Origin of the sequence: Vibrio sp. Isolate22 (assembly GCF_022398115.1) — a bacterium.
Classification (GTDB): domain Bacteria; phylum Pseudomonadota; class Gammaproteobacteria; order Enterobacterales; family Vibrionaceae; genus Vibrio.
In genome coordinates, this window is the sequence record NZ_JAKEUW010000073.1 from 1 (window position 1) to 20,206 (window position 20,206).

Sequence of the window (20,206 nt, forward strand, 5' to 3'; positions counted from 1 at the left end):
TCAATAGCAGTATCAGAAAATTGAAAGCCTCTACCTCGTTTACCATGGTGACTTTTACATTGCCATGCTTCAACGGCTGAGTCGTCAATCCAAAACGTTACTGAGCCTCGCTTGCACAAGGCTTCATTATACTCACTCCAGTTCGCTATCTTCTTCTTCGACTTACCCATAACAACACCATGCTTCTACTACATGGGATCAGATCGCAGGACTGAGAAAAGGTTCCAACGGATTTAGTCAACAACGCCTGATGACAGTTTCAAAAGTGGTGCCTTTTGTTCAAGCAAACCCAACGAAATATGCAGATAACGGCTATATGGTGAATGCTTTTAACCAAGGTGCAACCGGCTGTGCAGAGCTTTCCAAACACATGGCTGGGGTTGTAGATAGCCTTTGGGAAATGGGTTATTCGAATGAAGACCTGGCCAAAATTTTTGGTGGTAACCTCATGCGTGTGTACGCACAGACTTGGAAGTAATACGTGTTGCCTAGTAATGCAGCAAATACGATATTTGCTCAGTGATTGAAGCTGAGCATTCTATTGAACATCTAACTAAAGATCTTAATCGAACCTAGTGTAAGATATGTATTAGGTGGAATAAAAGGAGCGTATATGCGCTCCTTTTTTGTGACTTTTTGATAAATTTAATTGGATTATGGCTGAGTGTTCATCCCAGACGCTATGCGATAATTAATGCTACGCCCTTCATCATCCACCGCGAGTAATTGGCAGGAGGAGGAGGGGTTTTAATGAGTAACTCATATAATAAATACCATTCTTAAGGAAATTTATGCAGCTTTGCCTTTTAGCCTTTGTCTTTATCTAGAAAGCTGTAAACGAGTTTGGTAGGAGAACAACATGGAGAGTTCAGCTATGTTAAGCAACCCAGCGACAGATGTCATATTGCATGCTTTTGACTGGTGCTACGCTGACGTAATGAAGAACGCCCCACTGATCCAAGAGTTGGGTTATAAATCTGTTTTAGTATCACCGGCGATGAAGTCGTTACGCGGACCTAAAGGCTGCGACCGTGATTCTGGCACCCAATGGTGGCAGCGCTATCAACCACAAGATTATCGTGTGATCGATAATCAGTTGGGTGACACGCAAGATTTCACTGCGATGGTGAACACGTTAAAGCAACACGGTCTTCGCACCTATGTAGACGTTGTGTTCAATCACATGGCTAACGAATCGGGTATCCGTGGTGATTTAATATATCCCAACCAACAAGACATGGCGTCTTACCAAAAAGATGCTGACTATTACGAATCCATACGCTTGTTTGGTGATCTTTCTAAACCTTTGTTTGATGAAAACGACTTTGTGGAAGCGTTTGGTATCAAAAACTGGAAAGACACTTGGGAAGTGCAAAACGGGCGAATCTCGGGGGGAGCCAGTGATCCGGGTCTACCAACACTGCTCGATAACGACAATGTGGTCGCGCAGCAGCGAGCGTATTTAAAAGCTCTGAAAGCGATTGGTGTGAAAGGTTTTCGTATTGATGCAGCAAAACACATGACACTGTCACACCTGAGAAAAGTGTGGACAGATGATATCTGTGAAGAAATGCATATCTTTGGTGAAATCATAACTGATGGTGGCGCGACGGAGGAAGAGTACCAACTATTTCTCGAACCCTACCTAAAGCACACTCGTTTAGGCGCTTATGACTTTCCACTGTTTAATACTATCTATAAAGCGTTTGAAGAGCAGGGCAGTTTTAAGTCTTTGATCAACCCTTACTGCTTTGGCCAAGCTCTATCGAACATGAGAGCTATCACCTTTGCTGTGACTCATGATATCCCAAACAATGATGTGTTCTTGGAACATATCATGGATGAAGTGGATGAGCGTCTTGCTCACGCTTTCATTCTTGGTCGTGATGGTGGTGTGCCGCTTATATACAGTGAGCTGAGCACCAGTGGCATTCTGGATAAAAATGGCCAGCCTCGTTGGCTCAATGATTGGCAAGCGCCATACATGAAAAGCATGATTCAATTCCACAATCATGTTCACGGTGAAGCGATGCGTGTGGTTGAGGCAAATGATGACTTAATGGTGTTTGTTCGTGGAGACAAAGGCATTGTAGTGATCAATAAGTCTAAGCGAAGCAAAACGGCATCGCTCTCTTGGGCTGGACCTGTAACTGACTTGCTGTCAGGCAAAGTGATTGATTGCATTGATAGCAAAGTAACGATCAAGGTTGAATCCAATCAATGCATGATGCTGACAACCAATGACCCCGAGCCTGTGAACAGTTAATCGGCCCACTTTGAGAAGAGATTAAAAGAAAGGCCCGCCTACTCGTGTGAGTTAGCGGGCCTTTTTGATTTGAAGCTAAGAATCTAGCTGCTCAAAGCTAAAGGTGACTAAACCGTGAACTTGTTCAGCAGTTCGTCTTGTTGGCGAACGTTGTCGGTTTGCACTTGCATCGCCGCATTTGCTTCTTGAGCTGCAGTAGACACTTGTGTTGAAAGGTCTTTGATCTTAACAGTGTTGTTGTTGATCTCTTCCGCCACTAAGCTCTGCTCTTCTGCCGCTGATGCAATCTGAATGTTCATATCAGAAATGCGTTGAATGGCGTCACGGATACGGTCTAGTGAAGAGTTAGCTTGTTGAGCTCGTTCAACGGCGTCAGTAGCTGTGTCTTTACTTTGGTTCATCGCATTCGATACTGAGCTTGCACCGGTTTGAAGTTGTTCAATCATGTTGCGGATTTCAGTTGTCGATTCCTGAGTACGCTGCGCCAGAGTACGAACTTCATCTGCTACGACAGCAAAACCACGACCAGATTCACCCGCACGTGCTGCCTCGATCGCTGCGTTTAGTGCTAACAGGTTGGTTTGGTCCGCGATATCGTTAATTACCTTAAGAATCGTTTCGATATTCGCTGTTGCTGACTCTAGAACTTGTACTTCAGCAACGGCTTGGTCGATACGCTCAGATAGGTTATCAATCGCTTGTGTAGTTTCACTCACGACCGATGTGCCGTCTAATGTAGCCTCGTCCGCTTCACGAGCCGCAGCTGCTGCACCTTGAGCATTATTTGCTACTTCGGTTGCGGTTACTGCCATTTCGTTCATTGCGGTCGCAAGCTGCTCTAGCTCTTGCAGTTGCGTGTTCATAGCGCTTGCTGACTCACCCGCACCTCTTACTGTGATTTCAGTACCACGTTTAATCTCCACACCAATCGCCTTCGATTGAATGATTTGATTTTGTAGGTTTTCAGTAAAGGTATTGAAGCCTTTTGCTAAGTCAGAGAACTCTTTGTCTGTGTTGGTATCTAGACGCTTAGTCAGGTCACCTTGACCACTCGCTACGTCTTGAATCGCTTGGTTAAGTGCATCCAGTGGACGCATTAGAACACGAATCAGAACCGTTAGTGCAACGATACTAAGAATCACAGCGATCAAAGAGTAGATCATTGAGCTATTTTTCAAGTCTTCGACTGTTTGGTACGCGATCTCTTCATCAAGGATGGCACCAATGTACCAATCTTCACTTGGGATATGAGTGAAGTTAACTAGGAACATCTTACCGTCGACTTCGATCTCTTGAGAGCCCTCACGAATGGTTGCTTGTGGCATGTAGCTTGAAAGCATTTCACCGTTGTTTTTCGCGTTCGGGTGAGCGATCGTTGTACCATCAGCAGTCACAAGGAATAGGTAGCCTGCATCAAATAGGTTTACTTGGTTTACCAATGTTGCCAGGTTAGTTAATTCCAAATCGTAGAACATACCTGCTGTGAAGCGGCCGTTGTCTTTAACTGGAGTACCAACTGAGATGATCACCTTCTTGCTTGATGCGTCCACATAAGGAGCGGTGACGACTAAACTGTTTTTGGATTTAGCATCAATATACCAAGGGCGAATTCGAGGGTCGTAATCTGGACCTGCTTCCCAACCGTCATCATTCTCGATAACGAAACCGTTTGCTTCATAACCAAAACCAACGGCTAGGAAACTGTTTTTAAGCTTTGGCTTTTCAAGAATGGATTTAACGTAGGTACGATCTTGAGGATTAATTTCGATGACTTCAGTCGTCGATTGTGCCAATGCTTTTTTAGCGTTCATTTCTGATACCACGGTGTTCTTAACACCAGATACCATCTCTTCTAGGCTCGCATTTACGTTGTTCTGTACAGCACTTCTCACAGTGTAAAGTTGTTGTATTGAAAGCAATGATACTGTCACTAGCAGCAAGGCTGATGATGCAGCAACCACCTTATGGCTAAATTTCATTGAATTTTCCCCTTCTCACAGGCTTTGCGAAGACTAAAGTTAATTGTGTTTTTGTATTTATATATATCGACAGGATTGAAATTTACTTGAATGTAAATTCACAAAATAGACTACAAAAATACAACAATCTAAACAATACAAAATTCACTAAATCACATATTTGTTACTTTTAGTAATTGCTTCAATGAGTTGAGTAAATAGAAGTTTCGGACTTTAAGGTGAAATTAAAAATGTATTAATTTTACTTTTATGCGCTTTGTTTTCTATATAGAGGAGGGAGCTTAGAGAAAAGATATGAAATTAACTGATATGCCTATTAATTGTGAATCTGAATATAAGGTGACCTAGTGTCCATATTTTGTGCAAATAAAAAGCCCCACAAAGTGGGGCTTTATAAATTAACCGGCTTACTTAATTATATAAGCAGCATCTAAATTAGAATATTAGATGAGCAACGCCTGCAATAACAGGAAGTGTAATTAATGTACGCAGAATAAAGATAATAAATAGTTCTGCGATATTTACAGGGATCTTACTACCTAGAAGTAGAGCACCTACTTCAGACATGTAAATCAACTGAGTTACCGACATTGCTGCAATCACAAAGCGAGTCATTTCGTTATCAATAGACGCTGCAAGGATCGCTGGGATGAACATGTCTGCAAAACCAACCACGATGGTTTCTGATGCCGCAACCGCTTCAGGAACGCCCAATAGCTCAAGGAACGGAATGAAAGGTTGACCTAGGAATGAGAACACAGAAGTGTACTCTGCAATGACCAACGCCATTGTACCAAGACCCATAACTACAGGTAGTACACCAAATACCATGTCCACCGCGTTACGAACACCTTCGCCAAATACAGACTTAACTGATTTGACTTGTGATGCTTTGTTTACTGCTAGCTCAAGGCCCCAAGAGAACGTTGAGTGACCAGCAGGGATTGCATCTGCATCTTTCTCTGGCTTGCTGCCATCAATGAAAGTGTCTTTTTTCATGCTCAAAGGTGGCAGGCGAGGAATGATTACCGCTGCAACAATACCCGCTAGACAGATTGCTGCGTAGAAAGGTAAGAACAGGTGCTCTAGCTCTACTTGAGCAATAACCACAAGGCTAAACGTGATAGATACAGCTGAGAAAGTGGTACCCACAACTGCAGCTTCACGCTGAGTGTAGAATTTCTTCTCGTACTGTTTGCTTGTCAGTAGGATACCAACGCTGCCATCACCCAACCAAGAAGCCATACAGTCGATAGCACTACGACCAGGTAGGTTGAAGATAGGGCGCATAACTTTACTTAATAGCGTGCCAAACAGTTCTAACAAACCAAAGTTAAGTAGAAGAGGCAGTAACAGACCAGCAAAAATGAACACAGAGAATAGTGTTGGAAGCAGACCTTCTAGAACTAAACCGCCGGTGTTCTCTTCCCAGATAAACTCAGGGCCAACTTGGAAGAACGCCATGAATGCAGCGGCACCACCAATTAGACGAACTGCCAACCACAATGGAGAAGGATTGAAAAGGCCGTTTAAAAATGAATTCGATGTAATGAATGTAGGCTTGAAAATGGTGCTTAAAACTGAAGCTACAGACATGAAAGCGACGATCGCAGTGATGATAGAGACTAGATATTCACCGAAAACCGCTTGAATTGACTTGGCTAGGATAGCAACAGGGATGGTGAGATCGCCTTGGTAGCTAATTGGAGCCATGAAAAGGAATAAACCAATCAATGATGGGATTAGGAAAACCCAGAAACTGCCTTTAGATTTCTCTGGTTGAGCAGTATTCGTGTTGTTAGACATGTTATTGTTCTCGAATTTCTACACGTAAAAAAGCCATTTCCTTGGCATTTTTATTCACTAAACGTCCGTGTTTTCTTATTGGATGCAAGATTACCCAGTATTAATATCGCTTGCAATACTATTCATCAAATATCGCTAAATATTCATGCGAGTTATTCTGCTATGTATTAAGAGTTTAGAATAAAGTGTTGCGAATGTTACGTAATTTGAGGATATATTACCAGTTTTTTATAAATTGGCTGGAGTGTCTGTTCGATACGTCAAATAGAGCCAGTAGCTAAACGCAATAATAAAGGCGAAAGAGGCAGGGAAAGCGAGAGCCAAAATCTCAAAACGTTGGAACAAGCATGCGCCCGTTAAGCCACCAAATAGGAAGCCTACGACAATGAACATGAGCAACTTTGCTTTTCTGCGATCAAAGGGAGTACCTTTTAGGCGTGCACCAATCATGATTCCTAGATCCGTGATGATGCCACTCATGTGAGTGGTACGGATAATGGCGCCGCTGTAGGTGGTGATCATTGCGTTCTGCAAGCCACAAGCTGCCGAAGCAAAATATTGACCTGAGGTGTAACCTTGTAGAAGTGCCCAAAGTGCTAGGAACAGTAACCCACCTTCTATACAAAGAGCTACGCCGTATCGGCGCCCTAGCTTCAGTGCTTGGTTTTCGATGAAAAAACCACTAAAAGCCGCGCCCAACATAAAGCTCATGATAACGAGTAATAGGTGCAAAGAAGCAGAGGTAGGCGTAAGTAAGCTACTCCCTAGCAAAGAGACAGTGCCTGAAATGTGTGAGATCGCCTGGTGCTGGAAACCAAGTAGACCAATAGCATTTACGCTGCCAGCAAGGCCTGCTAACAGGAGAGCGCCGTATTCAACCCAGCGAGGTAGCTTAGAAATCATGTGGTTCACCCTGGGTTAAAAAGAGGGGCAGATTATAACGCTAGCAAAAAGTTTCGCTAGCGTTGTAGAGCATCGATAATTGATCTTAGGCAACAGTATTGCAGTTTGTTTTCCGACAAACATTGTCACAATACTTGGGGGGGATCGAGGACACTAATTATAGTGACTCATTTGATGGTCAAATTTGACCCAACCATGTTTGCGCTCTTCGTAGACTGAAAAACTCGGAAGCGGGAAATCTTGTTCTTTAAACAACCCAAGCGGGATGATGTAAAAATCCGAGGCTGCGACGGATTGTAGCAGCATGGTGGTGCCACACTTTGGGCAGAATTGATAAGTGACTTCATTGCCTGTATCGCTAATGCGCGAAAATGAGGTTACCTCTCCACTCAGAGAAATTTGTTCCGTTAGGAATCGAGCTTGTACACCAAACACACTGCCGGTGCGTTTTTGGCATTCATAGCAATGGCAGACAGAGGTTCGTTGAGGCTCCCCTCTACACACGAGATTGACTGCACCGCAGCGACATTCGCAACTTCTGATATTTTTATCTTTACTATGATTGATATCCATCCGTGCTCCAGTTCTGATTAGCCCTGTATTGATAATTATACTAAAGCCCTTTATGGTCTGCACAACAGGATGAAAACAAAAGAATAAAATGGCTCATGAAAAAGAAAATCTTACCGATTCCCCTGATTTTACTCATTCCCATTGTGATGTTGGTGGTTGTCATCGCAGCGGGGGTTTACCGCTTCAGCTTAAGTGATGAAGAAATCTTGGCGAAGTTCCCTTCTTCTCAGGTCAGTTACGACTCGGTTGTGGAAACTGTGTTTGACTTGAAGACAACTAACCCATGGACAATCAAAGTACCTGAAACGAATGCTTACGCTTTTATTAATGAAGTAGATGAGCCGCAATCGCTGGCTTCTGGACGTTACGATTCAGGCGTGGAGCGCGGAGTGGTAACCGTTGATACTCAAAAGCTGTTCGCTGTCAAATTGGGAGAAACTCACTTTTATGTCGCGCCAATGTCGGTGTCTAACCAAGGTAGCGGTGTCTTTTATTATCTAGGCTTGTTCAAGCATGACCAACAGCGCAGCCGTGTGGTGCTGGTGGATCAACTCTTCCTCGGCGATCGTGTTCAGATCCAAACCTTAGAGGTCGCTAAACAGGAGGGCACTCAATCAAAAGACAAACAAAGTGGGGAAGGTTTTATCGGCTTTACTCAGCATTCTGCGGAACAATCATTTGCAGAAGCACCTTCTGAAAAGGTGTTAATGAGCTTTTCTTTTGATACGCAATCAATTGGTAAGCAATAACGTTTTTGTTAGTGTAAGGATCTGTTGTTTATGTGAGCCAAATTACATATTATCTTACGTAGATGAATGAAATTTAGACACTCGTAGCCTTGTGTCTGCTTACTTTACAAATGGAGCTTGCTAATGATTAATAAACGTTTTTTTAAAACGAAAGATGAAGTTGAAGTGACTTTTGAGCTAGAAGCTCAAGAAGCGAATTCTGTGTCTATCGTTGCTGATTTCCTTGATTGGAAAGCGACGCCAATGAAAAAGTTGGCAAAAGGGAAAGTATATAAGTTTAAAACTCGCCTGCCTAAAGATGGTGAGTTTCAATTCCGTTACCTTGTTGACGATCAGCAATGGGTAAACGATGCTAATGCCGATCGTTACATCCCTAATGAGTTTGGTGAAGATAACTGCTTGGTATCAACGGTAAGCGCTTAATCGCTGCCCCAGAAACTAAGCACTTTTTTCCAAACGTGAGTTGGTTGAGTTACTCCAAGCCCACTCCGAGGCTTGATGAAATTACTCACTAATTCGCTTCGGTTATTAATTAATCGAAACGGAATGACGTAAATCAATATAAAGCAGAGACTAGCCGTTTCTGCTTTTTTATTTTCAAATTTAGCGGTTAATTTTATTCGATGGAGTGCCTTGTTTCAGCCTCGGCAACTCAATGACTTAGCGATATCCAGTAAGATTCGCGTCATATTATGACAATGCGTTGATGATTTATGCGTTTGAAAAGCATATCCTATACCTTTATGTCGTAGAAAGACCTGTTTACTGTGTATTCAAAAATATTTTCCTCTCCGTTTGCTGAGCTTTCACCTGTAAAAAAAGTAGCGATTTTAGGACTGCCACTTGTTGCCGCACTCGGCGTTGCTCTGCAATCGTCTCAATCGAATCTGACGAAAACGATCGATTTGAACTTACCTGACTCAACCGTGATTGAGTCTATTTTGTCACCTTCTTCTGTCGTGGTTATTGAACCGCCAACGTTTGAGTATCAAATTCAATCGGGTGACAATCTAAGTAGCATCTTCACTCAACTTGGTTTCTCTTATAAATCGATGATGAGTGTGATGGAAACCGACTTAAACTTCCTTGCACTTGATACGCTCCGCCCTGGTAACACGCTCCGTTTTTGGCGTGATGAGGCGACAGGTGATCTATCCAAAATGGAACTTCAATTCAGCGTTGCTGACAAGGTGGTTTACCGACTGCTTGAAGACGGCTCTTATGAGTTCGAAGATATCTCTATTCCAGGTGAGTGGAGACAAAAACCTTTAGTGGGTGACATTCAAGGCAGTTTCTCTGTATCAGCAAATAAACTGGGTCTAAATGGCCTTGAGATCGACCACGTTGTTACCTTGTTAAAGGACAAGTTGAACTTTAGCCGCGACCTACGTGCTGGCGATAAGTTTGAAGTGCTGCAGAAAGCACAGTTTGTCGATGGTGTTGCTACTGGTAAGCGCGAAATTGAAGCGATTAAGATCATCAACAAGAACCGCGTTGTTTCTGCGTACTTACATACTGATGGGCAGTACTACGATGCAAACGGTGATAGCTTGCAACGTGCTTTCCAACGTTATCCGGTAAGCAGCAGCTGGCGTCAAAGCTCTCAATTCAACCCTAAGCGTTTGCACCCAGTGACAGGTCGAGTTTCACCGCACAACGGTACTGACTTCGCAACGCCGATTGGTACGCCAGTTCAGGCAACGGGTGACGGCAAAGTTATCATGACGCGTAAACACCCTTATGCGGGTAACTACGTAGTGATTCAACACGGTAGTACGTATAAAACGCGTTACCTCCACTTAAGCAAGATTTTGGTTCGTAAAGGACAAACGGTTTCTCGTGGCCAACGTATTGGATTATCAGGGAAAACGGGTCGAGTTACTGGGGCACACCTTCATTACGAATTGATTGAACGTGGTCGTCCTGTCGATGCGATGAAAGCGAATATTCCAATGGCAGACTCTGTGCCGAAAAAGGAAAAATCAACGTTTATCGCGGCGAGAGACGAAGCGGATGCCTTGCTACAGCAAGAACTAGAAGTGCAATCAAACAAGAGTTAATGATTGACCTCTAGTCGCCATTAATAAGATCTTTAAGATCACACTAATGAAATAGCCGCGATATTGAGCCTAATTTTGAATTATAAGGCTATGTATCGCGGCTTTTTTCTACGTTAGTTATGCTCAAGCGAGAGGCTCAGAGTGTGTCACGTAGCTGACAATCGCTTCTGGTCTCATTGGTGGAGAGTAGAGATATCCTTGGATCTTGTCGCATCCCATTGCGTGTAACTTTTCTAACTGTTCACGTTTCTCAACGCCTTCAGCCACTAGTGACACATCGAGTCTATGTGCCAGTTGGACAATCAACCAAACGACGCTCTCTGAGGTGGAGTTGGTTAGCAAGTTGCGAATGAACGTAGCATCAATTTTAATGCAGTCGATCGGATAGCTGTGAATGTAGTTCAGGCTGGAGTAGCCAGTACCGAAATCGTCCAAGGCGATAGTAAAACCCTGCTCTCTGAGGTAGTTAAGTGCGGCTTTTGTTTCTTGGGTCGGTGATAGCAGCACGGTCTCGGTTAGCTCGATAACAAACTCGTTTGCTGTAAAGTGATGTTGCTCAATGGTCCGAGTAAGGTAAGAGATATAACGCTTAGAGTCGGTAAGCTCGTGTGCAGAGCAGTTTATCCCGAGCTTGATTTTATAGCCTAGCCCTTGCTCCAACGTTTTCTTTGCACGGCACACTAACTCGATGATGCGCTCACCCAGTTCAACAATCAATCCAGACTCTTCTGCGACTTGAATAAACTCCACTGGAGAGATATCGCCATGTTGAGCGGTTTTCCAGCGTGTCAGCACCTCAAAGTATTCCCAACGTTTTTCCCCCTGGCCAACGATAGGCTGGGCAACCACGTACATGCAATTACCATCTGGCGTTAGGTTATTGGAAATAGGGTTTTCAAGTTCACTTCGCAGTGCGGCAATGAGCTCTGCCTTTCTCTGGTAGCGAAATCTTAGATGGGTGTCATAACATTGAATGTGGGTATCAGGGCTTTGTTTACACTCTTTTAATGCCAAGCTGGTGTTGAAGATGATCTGCTCGACATCCTTGTTGTCTCCTTCTGAGCGAGCAATACCAATACTGACCTCAAAATCGATCTTGATGTCGACGCTTGAGTAGCCCTGTTTGATCTTCGCTAGTATTTGCTCACAAATGGCGATTGGGTCTGAGTGGTAGGTGATGAAAGCAAACTCGTTGCCTGCGGTACGGAATGTCAGGTTGTTTTCGGGTAAGGTGCGGCGTAACGTTTCAGCAACGAACTGCAGCACTTTGTCACCAATATAGTTACCGTGCTGGTCGTTGATCGCTTTAAAGCTATTGATATCGAGTAAGGCAACGGAGAAGGGAGTTACGCTTTGCTGAGTGATTGACTCTAGGGTATCTGACAAGCAGCTACGGTTGAGTAAGCCTGTTAAGCTGTCGTGCGAGACTTCATAGCTAAGTTGATTCACCAGTTGCTCAGAACGGTCGTTGAACCACATCTCCCTTAGTGTATGGATAATGATATCGGCGAATAGCTGATGATGTTTGATGACCTCTTGTTGCTGAGTTGGGCTAAGCGGTGACGTGAAAGTTGAAAACAGTACGCCCATCACTTCACCACTCTGAGTGCGAGTTGGGATCGCGATAGAGTTCTGTGAAGTGATCTCTTGTCGAAAGGCCGATGTCGGTAGAGATTGAACAACATATTGAGCAAACGAGCAATCCGGGTGTTTTTGATTAACCGCCTGCTGGTAGATATGCCCATGACGAGCGTTTATCTTATCGTGTAAAACATGATCAGAGTGCGCGATAACGAGAGGAACAATTTGGTCTGGAAAGTACTTCTTCTCAATGATGCTGGTGTACTGCGTATCAAAGGTTTGATGTAAGGTGAGCACAGCAGACTCAAGAAGGTCGACACCTTCCAACTTCAATAAGCGACCGATGCGCTCTGTGTTTATTATGCCGTTCTGTGTATGTTGAGTCATAGTCACCATCGATAGTTAACCAGAATCACCGCGTACAATTGTGATATGCGTCTTGTTTATTATTGTCCTCGCTGCATATTTTTTCAAATTTATTTGTGACTAGTTTCACAAAATCTGAGTGCTACGTTCTTTGTCTAGCCTATCTTTGAGGTGATCCAGAAACAGTTTGGTTCGTGTATGCGAGTAATCAAGCTTAGGGTAGTAAGCGTAAACCATCACCTCATCAGCGGTGATATTTGGCAATACTGGAACTAATGTCCCTTGTTTTAGATCTTCTTTGATCATGGCTTTGATGGTCAATAACACGCCCATGCCTCGCTTGGCCGCGTGAAATAGAGCCTCAGGGTTGGTTGTCGCAAAGTTTCCATTCAATGTTATTCGTTGTCCTTTCGTTAACGTAACCTCACGAGTAGGGCGTTCCCCCCAAATCAACGAATTGTGTTGCTCTAAATCTTGCTCACAGCTTGGGTAGCCATGTTTCGCCAAGTAGCTTGGAGCAGCATAGAATCCCGCTTTGTGCTCAAACAAAGGTGTTTTTTTAAAGCTTAACGAGTTGAGTTGTTCAAGTTCGCGACTTATCACCAGATCTAGGCCAAGTTCAGGCAGTTGCCCTGACGTGGTAGTAATCAGCTGTACTTTTATGTCTGGATACTTTTCTAAGAAATCGTCCATGTGTTGGACCAGAAATTTAGACCCAACAGCGATGGTTGCGCCAATTTTTAATAGGCCTGCGGGGGTCTGGTTAACCGAGCGGGTCTCATCAATGATCGACTGCCAGTTATCGAGCTGATCTTTGGCTCGTTGGTAAAAGAGAGCGCCTGCTTCGGTTTGGCTAATCGAGCGAGTCGTACGCTTGAGTAGTTGAGTCCCGATACGCTCTTCAAGCCAGTTCACCCTTTTACTGATCGCCGAGCTGGTGGTATTAAGCTTACGGGCTGCACCATTAAAACTTCCTTCTTCCACCACTTTTACATAACTTTTTACGTTAAGTATCCAATCCATATTATTTCCTGTTGGGACTTAATCAAATTCCAATTTGGTTAATTATCAATTGCTGGCTCTGAATGTAAACTCATCTTTGAACAAATAACAAACGAAAAGGAAATTTTTTGAGCCAATCGACCTTTAAAAAAACACCATTACTGTTGGCAATGATGATCATTGCTACTGGGCAAGTGGGTGTCAGTATTTACCTGCCATCACTGCCGCTGATTGCTGCTGACTTAAGTGTCACTCAAGTTGATGTACAGCTACTCGTCACATTATTTTTAGTGGGCTTTGGCTTATCTCAACTATTTTACGGACCGATGTCAGATGCAGTTGGACGAAGACCTATCTTCTTGTTAGGTCAGGGTGTTTATTTGATTGGTACTGTCGTTTGTGTCGTCTTTTCTGACAACATGACAGCGTTAGAAGTTGGTCGCTTATTACAAGGTTTAGGGGCGGGTAGTGCTTCGGTGCTCGGGCGCAGTGTGCTTCGCGATAGTTATGATGGCGCACAGCTTACTAAGGCCTTGTCTTACATTTCAATTACCGCTTCGATCATGCCAATCATAGCGCCTGTATTTGGTGGCTGGATTTCATTCCACCTTGGTTGGGAAGCGGTGTTCCTGTTTGTTTTACTCTATTTACTCGCGATATTCACTCTGGGCTATTTTGTTCTTCACGAGACGCTCCCTTATAGCAAGAGTCGTTTCCAAGTAAGCCAAGTCGTCAAGAATTACGGAAGCTTAATAACGAATCGACAAGTGTTGAGTAGTGCCAGTTACAACTGGATGAGCTACATGGCAAGTTTGGTGTCGTTGTCTTTGTTCCCATTCTTAATGCAGGAGCAATTGGGGCTAACAGCTGCGGAATATGGGTCATTAATGATTGTGCCTTCGGCGGGCTTGCTGATTGGCAGTGTGGCATTGAATGTTCTGAATCGTCGTTTTAGTACGCCTCAATTGATGAGCTTTGCAATCTTGATCATTTTAGCGTCTGGAGTTTGGTTGCTGACACATGAATTAACCATCTTTAACTTGGTATGGGCGTTTACTTGGCTGACCATTGCCCAGGGGATCTCATTCCCTCTCTCTATTAGTATGTTGTTGGAACCACATAAGAAACAAGCGGGTGCTGTCTCTGCATTATCTGGCTCGATTCAAATGTGTTTAGCAGGTTTATTGGGCGGTTATTTGGTAGAGAGTTGGGTGACGAATCATCTGCAGCTCGGTGTATTCTACTTAGTGATTGGTGCGGCTATGGGCTCGGTGCTGTGGTCTTCAACACGAATGAAAAAGAAGCTTGGCGATACTGAAGTCGAATATGGTTAGCTTCCTGTGCTGATGTTTGTGTACGCGGCCTTTAATACGTTGTATTTGGATAGATGGTTTTCTACAATACCGGCGTCCATTTAATAGGTAATAAAACATGCAGCAAAATGAATTTGAAGTACTGGTAAAAGCTATCTGTGCACTAGATGGCCTACCACAGGCACTTGAGCTATTGAAATCCAATGAAGATACTGAAGTCGCTGAGGCTGCCGCATCACTGACTGGTCAATTTGCGCTAGCTGAAGTTGAAGGTGAAAAGCGTATTTACCACGTGACACTTCAAGAAAACGAACAGGGTGAAGAGCAAGAGTACATCGAGCATGTGATGAATGAAGGCGATGACTTGATCAAATTTGCCGCTTGGTTCTTTGAAACAATGTTCGAACTAAAGCAAAAAGAGACTTACCAGATTGCTGGTAAAACTTACCGTCAGCCAAAGCGTAGCTAAGCGTTCGTTGCCGCTAACAGCTATATTTTGACACGGCTGTTGTTAAGTAAAACATTCATAAAGAGCAGCTCACTTGAGCTGCTTTTTTTGTGAATATCTCAAGCCGTTCTTACGCATAAAAGGTGCGTTGCAATAAAAACAGACAACTTGCAATAAAGTGTGATTTAGATCTTGTTTTTGGGCGTTTTCAGTGTAGAATCCGCGCACAAGAAAGTTGATTATGTGCGGAGATAAGCATGAACTACGAACTAGGCCACGCATACCTTGGTCAAATGGCAGCAAAAAACATGATGCACGAAGCAATGTACGGTAAATCAAAGCCGAAAAAAGCATCATTCATCAAGCGAATGATGAAGAAAATGGCTAAGTAACCATTTTCCAAAACGGAATTTTAAAAGGCCTTAAACTCTTTGAAGTTTAAGGCCTTTTTCGTATGCGCGATAGGTGATGTTATCGCTTTGTTCTATTGTGGATGGACACAAAAAACATTAATCGGTGACTCAAATTTTCTAAGAAAGATTAGCCTGTTGATTGGTTAGATAAATCGACGACGTTATTTGGAATGCTGTCTAGACCGTTTTCTTTCATCCAAGCTTCCAAGTTATCGGCCCCGCCGATGTACTTACCATCAAGCCAGATCTGAGGCACGGTCACTGGTGTTTTTTGACCGATATGGGCTTTCACCTCAGGGATCATTCGATATAGAGCTGCACTGTTTTTAACCACATCATGGTAGGTATACTCGACACCCGCTTCATCCAACATTTTCTTTGCTTTTACGCAGTATGGGCAGGTTGCTTTGCCGTAAACAATATTGCCTTTTAGGCTATCTCGTTTCGTCCACTTTTGGATTACCGATTGTACGAGTACGCCGCGGTTTAGGGCTTCGCCTTGGCTGACTACCTTACCTTCCACAACTAAGATAGGAGCGTGCCAAGCCCCAAGTCTTAAAGGCTCCCACCAGTGAGACAACCAATCTTTCACTTCTAGTTCGACATAGACACCTGCCAGCTCATTCTCAAAGGTGTCCTTTAGAATGTCTTTGGTAAGGGTACATTCTCCACATGGGATGTTTACTTTAAATGGACCCCAGCTGCCTGCCCAACGGTACAGTGTAATCTTGATTGGTTTCTTCATGGTTACGACCTCGCTTCAAATTCTCTTATCAATATAGAACGGACAGCAGAACTATTTATTTCAAACCTTCTAAATTTTCTTCGTTTTAGCTGGTTTTTTTGTTTCCCAGTGAGTGATGAAGGCGACAGAGGCAATAATGATTGCCGCGCCTAGCCATAGACGACCTGGCGGTACCCAACTGAATACCAGCCATCCAGCTAGCACATTTAGAGGTAATTTTGCATGGTCAAACGGTTGGACAAAGGATGCATCAGCCACTGAGTAGGCTTTGACAATGGCCCATTGTGCGAGGGCGGTTAACACACCAATTACAGCCAGAATACCCCATATGGTACTGCCACTTGGTGTTTGCCAGTCTGGCACGGCCAACATGATGTTGAACGGTGTAATCAACAGCAGTAGATAAACCACCATGGTTGATGGGCTATCTTGCGATGACAGTTTCTTCACCATCAGCGAGTAGCAGGCCCAGAAGAATGCAGCGCCGACAGGCAATAAGGTTGCCCAGCTAAAGTCTTCGGCCCATGGCTCTAGAATGATCATCGCACCAATGAAGCCCGCTAATGTTGCTCCCCAGCGTGCAGCACCAACTTTTTCTTTTAAGAACAGTCCCGAGCCTATCGTCGCAAACAACGGAGAGGTCATCAGCAGAGCGATACCTTGCCAAATCGGCACAGGGTAAGCGAGCGCCCATATCCAAAGCTGGATACCAATAACCGACAAAAAGACACGAAACACGTGCAGTTTGAGGTTGTCGGTTTGGAGTGCACGGCGAATGCCTAGTGTTTTCAAGTAAGGAAGAATGGCTAATAAAGCGATGGCGTATTGAATGACGGCAACGGTAGTAGAAGTCAGTCCGAAATGAATGCTAGCAATTTGAGTCAGGCTGTTAATTACGGCAAAGGCTAAGCCTGCGGTAAGCATCCAGCTAGCGCCTTGGATCGGATGGTGTTGTGACATGATGTTTCTAATTATTTGATGTGGTTTGCCTATGATACGGATTTAGCACCACTTAACCAGAAAAAGCATCGATGAAGTTGGTCAGAATATTCGAATATGAAAAAAGGTTGAGCAAATGCCCAACCTTTCTAGTGTCTACCTAAAGTAAATTTAGATTAGAAGTCGTAGCGAACACCTAGGCGGAGCGTATCTTCACCTTCAGTTGTTAGTCCTGTAGTTACGTCTTTCACTTCATCTAAGCCATTGATGTAGTAAGAAAGGTATGTACGGAAGTTGCTGTTTAGTTTGTAGTAGCCAACAAGCTCGATGCCATCGACAGAGTCGGCTGTAGAACCGTTTGCCGCTTCATTTTCTTGGTATGTGTATACTGCTGCAGCAGAAACCTGCTTAGTGATTTTATATTGTGCTGCGAATTCCATTGCAGTGAATGACTCAGCGATAGGGCCAACGGCTTTATCGTTTAAGTCACCCGTTGAGTAAGTTGCTGCTAGGTAAAGGTTATCTAGTGAATATGCTAGACCTGCAAGGATTTGGTTTGCGCTTCCTTTACTTGCTCCTAGATCCTGACCAGAGTATGCAAGACCAAGGTCTAGACCGATTGGCAATGAATAAACACCAGAGATGCCGTAGCCATCAGAGTCTTTTTCACTGTTTGCTTGGTAAGTTGCTTCTAACTGAAGGGCATCAAAGCCACCGCGGTATGCAAATACGCTATCTTCTTTATCTGAAGCTGCATCGATTACTTGCTGAACACCTGAGAACTCAGTGATATCGGTAAAGTCAGATACGATGACTGAAGCCATGTCTTGGCGGCCTACTGAGACTGCTTGTCCATCGAAATCTACACCAGCGTACATGTAACGGTTATCAAACTCGCTATCACCAGTGCTTTGCTCTGCTTCGTAGAAACCGAATGCAGTAACCGTATCGGTAAGTTCTGTTTTACCGCCAAGGTTTAAACGGAAACGAGTCTTATCTTCCATTGTACCTTCAACTTCAGCACCACCAGAACCAATGAAGTCACCACGGAATTCCGCACGACCACCAATCTTAAGCTCAGTACCGTCAGAGCTGTAAACTGTTGCTGCTAGAGATGAACCTGAAACTAGTGCTGCTACCACTGCAGAAGCTAGAACTGCCTTTTTCATAATCACTTACCTTGTATTTTAAAATCCGTGAGCGAAGTGCTCTCCGTTTCGATATGAAGCTAATTTAGAGCAGCTAAATTAAGCTTTCATTTCTATAAAATTACATTTCAGTGAATAGGGAATTTTTTTAAGTGTTGATTTTATTGCATTTTTATTTCAATTGGTTAAGTAATTAGTGAATAGTTATCCAAATAGAGTAATTGGAGAGTAGTCACCAGGTGGGTCTCAATCTGAAAGATAAATTAGGGAAGTGGGAAGGGAGAGTAAGCGAGTAGCGTCACTTGGGCTGATTAACTGCTTGTACTGGTTACGATATCCTCTATGATGCAAAAACTGGCAACAGAATAGATTTTGTTCAAAAGCATGGAGAAGTTGGATGAGAACAGAGTACTTAGGTGATGTTTTACAAGGTAGGCAGGTTATTGGCTCTTTGAATGTTGAAGACTTGCCGATTGGAGAGCATCAGTTTTGGTTTCAAGTCACCAGCGATGGGTTAGGACAACCAAAAAATATGCCTGTCTCTGTTTTTAAAGGTAGCCAAGATGGACCTAAGTTGATGATCACCGCTGGTATCCACGGCGATGAGCTCAATGGTGTGTTAGCTGCACAGCAAATTATCCGAGACTTAGTGGGGAAAGAGCTGAAAGGAACCGTGACCGTTGTACCAACGGTGAATCTGTCAGGTTTACTAAACCATAGCCGAGACTTTATCTCTTCGGACCCGGGTTCTTGCCCTGCGAACCTCAATCGACTTTTCCCCGGAGACCCACATGGCTTAGCAGCCGAGCGCTTTGTTGCTTCTTTATGGGAACGCTTACTCAAGCACAATGCTACTTTTGCCGTCGACTTACATACCCAAACTCGTGGTGCGGTATACCCGCTATATGTATTCGCAGATTACAGAATTGATCAATGTTTAGAAATGGCAAGACTGATGCGACCCGACTGCGTGCTCAATGATCCCGGCGATCCAGGTATTCTTGAAACGGTTTGGAATCGAAGTGGAATCCCAAGTATTACAGTCGAAGTAGGGATGGGTAAATTCACCCAGCCGGATATGATTCAAAGAGCTGTAAACGGCGTTTTTAATATGCTGTCTTACTATGACATGTTTGAATCTGCTCAAGTATCTGACCTCGAAAATAAGCAATTACCTGGAATGGATTGGGTTGAAGGCAACAACGTGGTGTCGATTCGTGCTGATATTGGCGGATTTGTCCTTCCTCAAGTTGAACTTCTACAAAGTGTAGAAAAGGAAGACTTGTTGGCTGTTCAATATGATGCGTTTGGCAATGAGTGCCGCCGCTATCATGCTCCATCGGCGGGGCGCGTTCTCAGTTACAACGTGGATGCGTTGAGGGAGCCTGGTGCGCTTGTCTGTCGTTTATTGAGTTAAGTGCTATCGAGTTTCACCTTTAGGCACTTGCTCTATCACCTTTGAAACACTTAAAAAAAGACCGAGCTAAGCTCGGTCAAAGGACAGTTGTCTAGAGTTAACACGTCTTCGCACCCTCGACAGAACTGTTTTTAAGCTACCGAGATTAGATTAAAAAGCCATTGCGTAGTGGTGACACTTAGAGTGTTTTTCTATTGCAAAATGATGACCTTACAGTCATGACTTCAAACCGCGGTGAAAATACTGGCAAACAAAAAAGGTTCATCGCGGCTTTCCGGGGAAAGCCGCTTTTATCTTCAAGAAGAAGTAGTCTGTATCTCGATACCCATACCCCATTCGCTTGATTAACTTTATTTTGTTGTTTATCCCTTCCAATGTGCAGGTGTTGAGCGGATAACTTGCCGATCCAATAATACCGTGAAGATAAGGCCTCAGTTTTCGTGCGAACTCTTTCAATGGCTTAATTCCACTTTCTTGCACTTGTGCCCACCATACCTC

The 20,206-nt window shown here is 43.8% G+C and carries 19 protein-coding genes and 1 pseudogene; 9 read left to right on the forward strand and 11 right to left on the reverse strand.

Features of this window, described 5'->3' with window-relative positions:
- Positions 1 to 170, reverse strand: a 170-nt coding sequence (locus L1D55_RS24235; RefSeq protein WP_239918909.1) for a transposase, incomplete at its 3' end; no start/stop codon positions are given.
- Positions 171 to 298: 128 nt separating this feature from the next.
- Here L1D55_RS24235 and L1D55_RS24240 point away from each other — a divergent pair.
- Together L1D55_RS24240 and L1D55_RS24245 are read left to right on the forward strand one after the other, a co-directional pair.
- Positions 299 to 478: pseudogene (locus tag L1D55_RS24240) on the forward strand (hypothetical protein); the annotation flags it as partial.
- Positions 479 to 859: 381 nt separating this feature from the next.
- Positions 860 to 2,266, forward strand: coding sequence for an alpha-amylase family glycosyl hydrolase (locus tag L1D55_RS24245; RefSeq protein ID WP_239919171.1), 1,407 nt, complete (start codon positions 860 to 862; stop codon positions 2,264 to 2,266).
- A 107-nt stretch (positions 2,267 to 2,373) separates the two neighbouring features.
- On the opposite strand, the gene L1D55_RS24250 is transcribed toward L1D55_RS24245, so the two are convergent.
- The 4 genes from L1D55_RS24250 to L1D55_RS24265 all read right to left on the reverse strand — a co-directional run bounded on the left by L1D55_RS24250 (position 2,374) and on the right by L1D55_RS24265 (position 7,590).
- Complete coding sequence (locus L1D55_RS24250; protein WP_239919172.1) at positions 2,374 to 4,245, reverse strand: methyl-accepting chemotaxis protein; 1,872 nt, start codon at positions 4,243 to 4,245, stop codon at positions 2,374 to 2,376.
- A gap of 435 nt (positions 4,246 to 4,680) precedes the next feature.
- Positions 4,681 to 6,051 carry a YjiH family protein gene (locus tag L1D55_RS24255; RefSeq protein WP_128164899.1) on the reverse strand — a complete coding sequence of 457 codons (1,371 nt, stop codon included), beginning with the start codon at positions 6,049 to 6,051 and terminating at the stop codon, positions 4,681 to 4,683.
- Positions 6,052 to 6,279: 228 nt separating this feature from the next.
- Positions 6,280 to 6,954 (reverse strand): YoaK family protein, encoded by a 675-nt coding sequence (locus L1D55_RS24260; RefSeq protein WP_128164897.1) that lies wholly within the window; start codon positions 6,952 to 6,954, stop codon positions 6,280 to 6,282.
- 153 nt (positions 6,955 to 7,107) lie between these two features.
- Positions 7,108 to 7,590, reverse strand: coding sequence for a GFA family protein (locus L1D55_RS24265; protein ID WP_239919173.1), 483 nt, complete (start codon positions 7,588 to 7,590; stop codon positions 7,108 to 7,110).
- Between the two features lie 32 nt (positions 7,591 to 7,622).
- On the opposite strand from L1D55_RS24265, the gene L1D55_RS24270 reads away from it, so the two are divergent.
- From L1D55_RS24270 to L1D55_RS24280, 3 genes are all read left to right on the forward strand, one after another.
- Positions 7,623 to 8,276 carry a hypothetical protein gene (locus L1D55_RS24270; protein WP_239919174.1) on the forward strand — a complete coding sequence of 218 codons (654 nt, stop codon included), beginning with the start codon at positions 7,623 to 7,625 and terminating at the stop codon, positions 8,274 to 8,276.
- A gap of 123 nt (positions 8,277 to 8,399) precedes the next feature.
- Positions 8,400 to 8,699: an isoamylase early set domain-containing protein gene (locus L1D55_RS24275; protein WP_004737771.1), complete on the forward strand. Its 300-nt coding sequence runs from the start codon at positions 8,400 to 8,402 to the stop codon at positions 8,697 to 8,699.
- Between the two features lie 344 nt (positions 8,700 to 9,043).
- Entirely contained in the window at positions 9,044 to 10,336 is a 1,293-nt protein-coding gene (locus L1D55_RS24280; RefSeq protein WP_239919175.1) for a peptidoglycan DD-metalloendopeptidase family protein, read from the forward strand.
- 123 nt (positions 10,337 to 10,459) lie between these two features.
- Here the strand turns inward: L1D55_RS24280 and L1D55_RS24285 are convergent, their stop codons facing one another.
- Complete coding sequence (locus tag L1D55_RS24285; protein ID WP_239919176.1) at positions 10,460 to 12,304, reverse strand: GGDEF domain-containing phosphodiesterase; 1,845 nt, start codon at positions 12,302 to 12,304, stop codon at positions 10,460 to 10,462.
- A gap of 105 nt (positions 12,305 to 12,409) precedes the next feature.
- Entirely contained in the window at positions 12,410 to 13,306 is an 897-nt protein-coding gene (locus L1D55_RS24290) for a LysR family transcriptional regulator (RefSeq protein ID WP_004737774.1), read from the reverse strand.
- A gap of 107 nt (positions 13,307 to 13,413) precedes the next feature.
- Here L1D55_RS24290 and L1D55_RS24295 point away from each other — a divergent pair, with 107 nt between their 5' ends.
- From L1D55_RS24295 to L1D55_RS27630, 3 genes are all read left to right on the forward strand, one after another.
- The gene (locus tag L1D55_RS24295) at positions 13,414 to 14,619 is read left to right on the forward strand and encodes a multidrug effflux MFS transporter (RefSeq protein ID WP_239919177.1); all 1,206 of its coding nucleotides are present in this window, start codon (positions 13,414 to 13,416) and stop codon (positions 14,617 to 14,619) included.
- A 97-nt stretch (positions 14,620 to 14,716) separates the two neighbouring features.
- A complete protein-coding gene (locus tag L1D55_RS24300) occupies positions 14,717 to 15,067 on the forward strand; it encodes a hypothetical protein (RefSeq protein ID WP_004737776.1) in 351 nt (116 codons plus the stop codon).
- Positions 15,068 to 15,303: 236 nt separating this feature from the next.
- Positions 15,304 to 15,438, forward strand: a complete 135-nt coding sequence (locus tag L1D55_RS27630; protein ID WP_004737777.1) for a hypothetical protein — start codon at positions 15,304 to 15,306, stop codon at positions 15,436 to 15,438.
- 148 nt (positions 15,439 to 15,586) lie between these two features.
- Here the strand turns inward: L1D55_RS27630 and L1D55_RS24305 are convergent, their stop codons facing one another.
- The 3 genes from L1D55_RS24305 to L1D55_RS24315 all read right to left on the reverse strand — a co-directional run bounded on the left by L1D55_RS24305 (position 15,587) and on the right by L1D55_RS24315 (position 18,312).
- Positions 15,587 to 16,204, reverse strand: coding sequence for a glutaredoxin (locus L1D55_RS24305; protein ID WP_239919178.1), 618 nt, complete (start codon positions 16,202 to 16,204; stop codon positions 15,587 to 15,589).
- 69 nt (positions 16,205 to 16,273) lie between these two features.
- Positions 16,274 to 17,164 (reverse strand): DMT family transporter, encoded by an 891-nt coding sequence (locus L1D55_RS24310; protein ID WP_004737779.1) that lies wholly within the window; start codon positions 17,162 to 17,164, stop codon positions 16,274 to 16,276.
- Positions 17,165 to 17,319: 155 nt separating this feature from the next.
- Positions 17,320 to 18,312 carry a porin gene (locus L1D55_RS24315; RefSeq protein ID WP_239919179.1) on the reverse strand — a complete coding sequence of 331 codons (993 nt, stop codon included), beginning with the start codon at positions 18,310 to 18,312 and terminating at the stop codon, positions 17,320 to 17,322.
- 376 nt (positions 18,313 to 18,688) lie between these two features.
- Here L1D55_RS24315 and L1D55_RS24320 point away from each other — a divergent pair, with 376 nt between their 5' ends.
- Positions 18,689 to 19,708, forward strand: a complete 1,020-nt coding sequence (locus L1D55_RS24320; RefSeq protein ID WP_239919180.1) for a succinylglutamate desuccinylase/aspartoacylase family protein — start codon at positions 18,689 to 18,691, stop codon at positions 19,706 to 19,708.
- A 261-nt stretch (positions 19,709 to 19,969) separates the two neighbouring features.
- Here L1D55_RS24320 and L1D55_RS24325 read toward each other — a convergent pair.
- Positions 19,970 to 20,206: transposase (locus L1D55_RS24325; RefSeq protein WP_239916214.1), on the reverse strand; the 237-nt coding region annotated here is incomplete at its 5' end.

Coding starts and splice junctions, on each gene's coding strand:
- L1D55_RS24245 (WP_239919171.1), top strand. CDS start 860: ATGGAGAGTTCAGCTATGTTAAGCAACCCAGCGACAGATGTCATATTG.
- L1D55_RS24250 (WP_239919172.1), bottom strand. CDS start 4,245: ATGAAATTTAGCCATAAGGTGGTTGCTGCATCATCAGCCTTGCTGCTA.
- L1D55_RS24255 (WP_128164899.1), bottom strand. CDS start 6,051: ATGTCTAACAACACGAATACTGCTCAACCAGAGAAATCTAAAGGCAGT.
- L1D55_RS24260 (WP_128164897.1), bottom strand. CDS start 6,954: ATGATTTCTAAGCTACCTCGCTGGGTTGAATACGGCGCTCTCCTGTTA.
- L1D55_RS24270 (WP_239919174.1), top strand. CDS start 7,623: ATGAAAAAGAAAATCTTACCGATTCCCCTGATTTTACTCATTCCCATT.
- L1D55_RS24275 (WP_004737771.1), top strand. CDS start 8,400: ATGATTAATAAACGTTTTTTTAAAACGAAAGATGAAGTTGAAGTGACT.
- L1D55_RS24285 (WP_239919176.1), bottom strand. CDS start 12,304: ATGACTCAACATACACAGAACGGCATAATAAACACAGAGCGCATCGGT.
- L1D55_RS24290 (WP_004737774.1), bottom strand. CDS start 13,306: ATGGATTGGATACTTAACGTAAAAAGTTATGTAAAAGTGGTGGAAGAA.
- L1D55_RS24300 (WP_004737776.1), top strand. CDS start 14,717: ATGCAGCAAAATGAATTTGAAGTACTGGTAAAAGCTATCTGTGCACTA.
- L1D55_RS27630 (WP_004737777.1), top strand. CDS start 15,304: ATGAACTACGAACTAGGCCACGCATACCTTGGTCAAATGGCAGCAAAA.
- L1D55_RS24305 (WP_239919178.1), bottom strand. CDS start 16,204: ATGAAGAAACCAATCAAGATTACACTGTACCGTTGGGCAGGCAGCTGG.
- L1D55_RS24310 (WP_004737779.1), bottom strand. CDS start 17,164: ATGTCACAACACCATCCGATCCAAGGCGCTAGCTGGATGCTTACCGCA.
- L1D55_RS24315 (WP_239919179.1), bottom strand. CDS start 18,312: ATGAAAAAGGCAGTTCTAGCTTCTGCAGTGGTAGCAGCACTAGTTTCA.
- L1D55_RS24320 (WP_239919180.1), top strand. CDS start 18,689: ATGAGAACAGAGTACTTAGGTGATGTTTTACAAGGTAGGCAGGTTATT.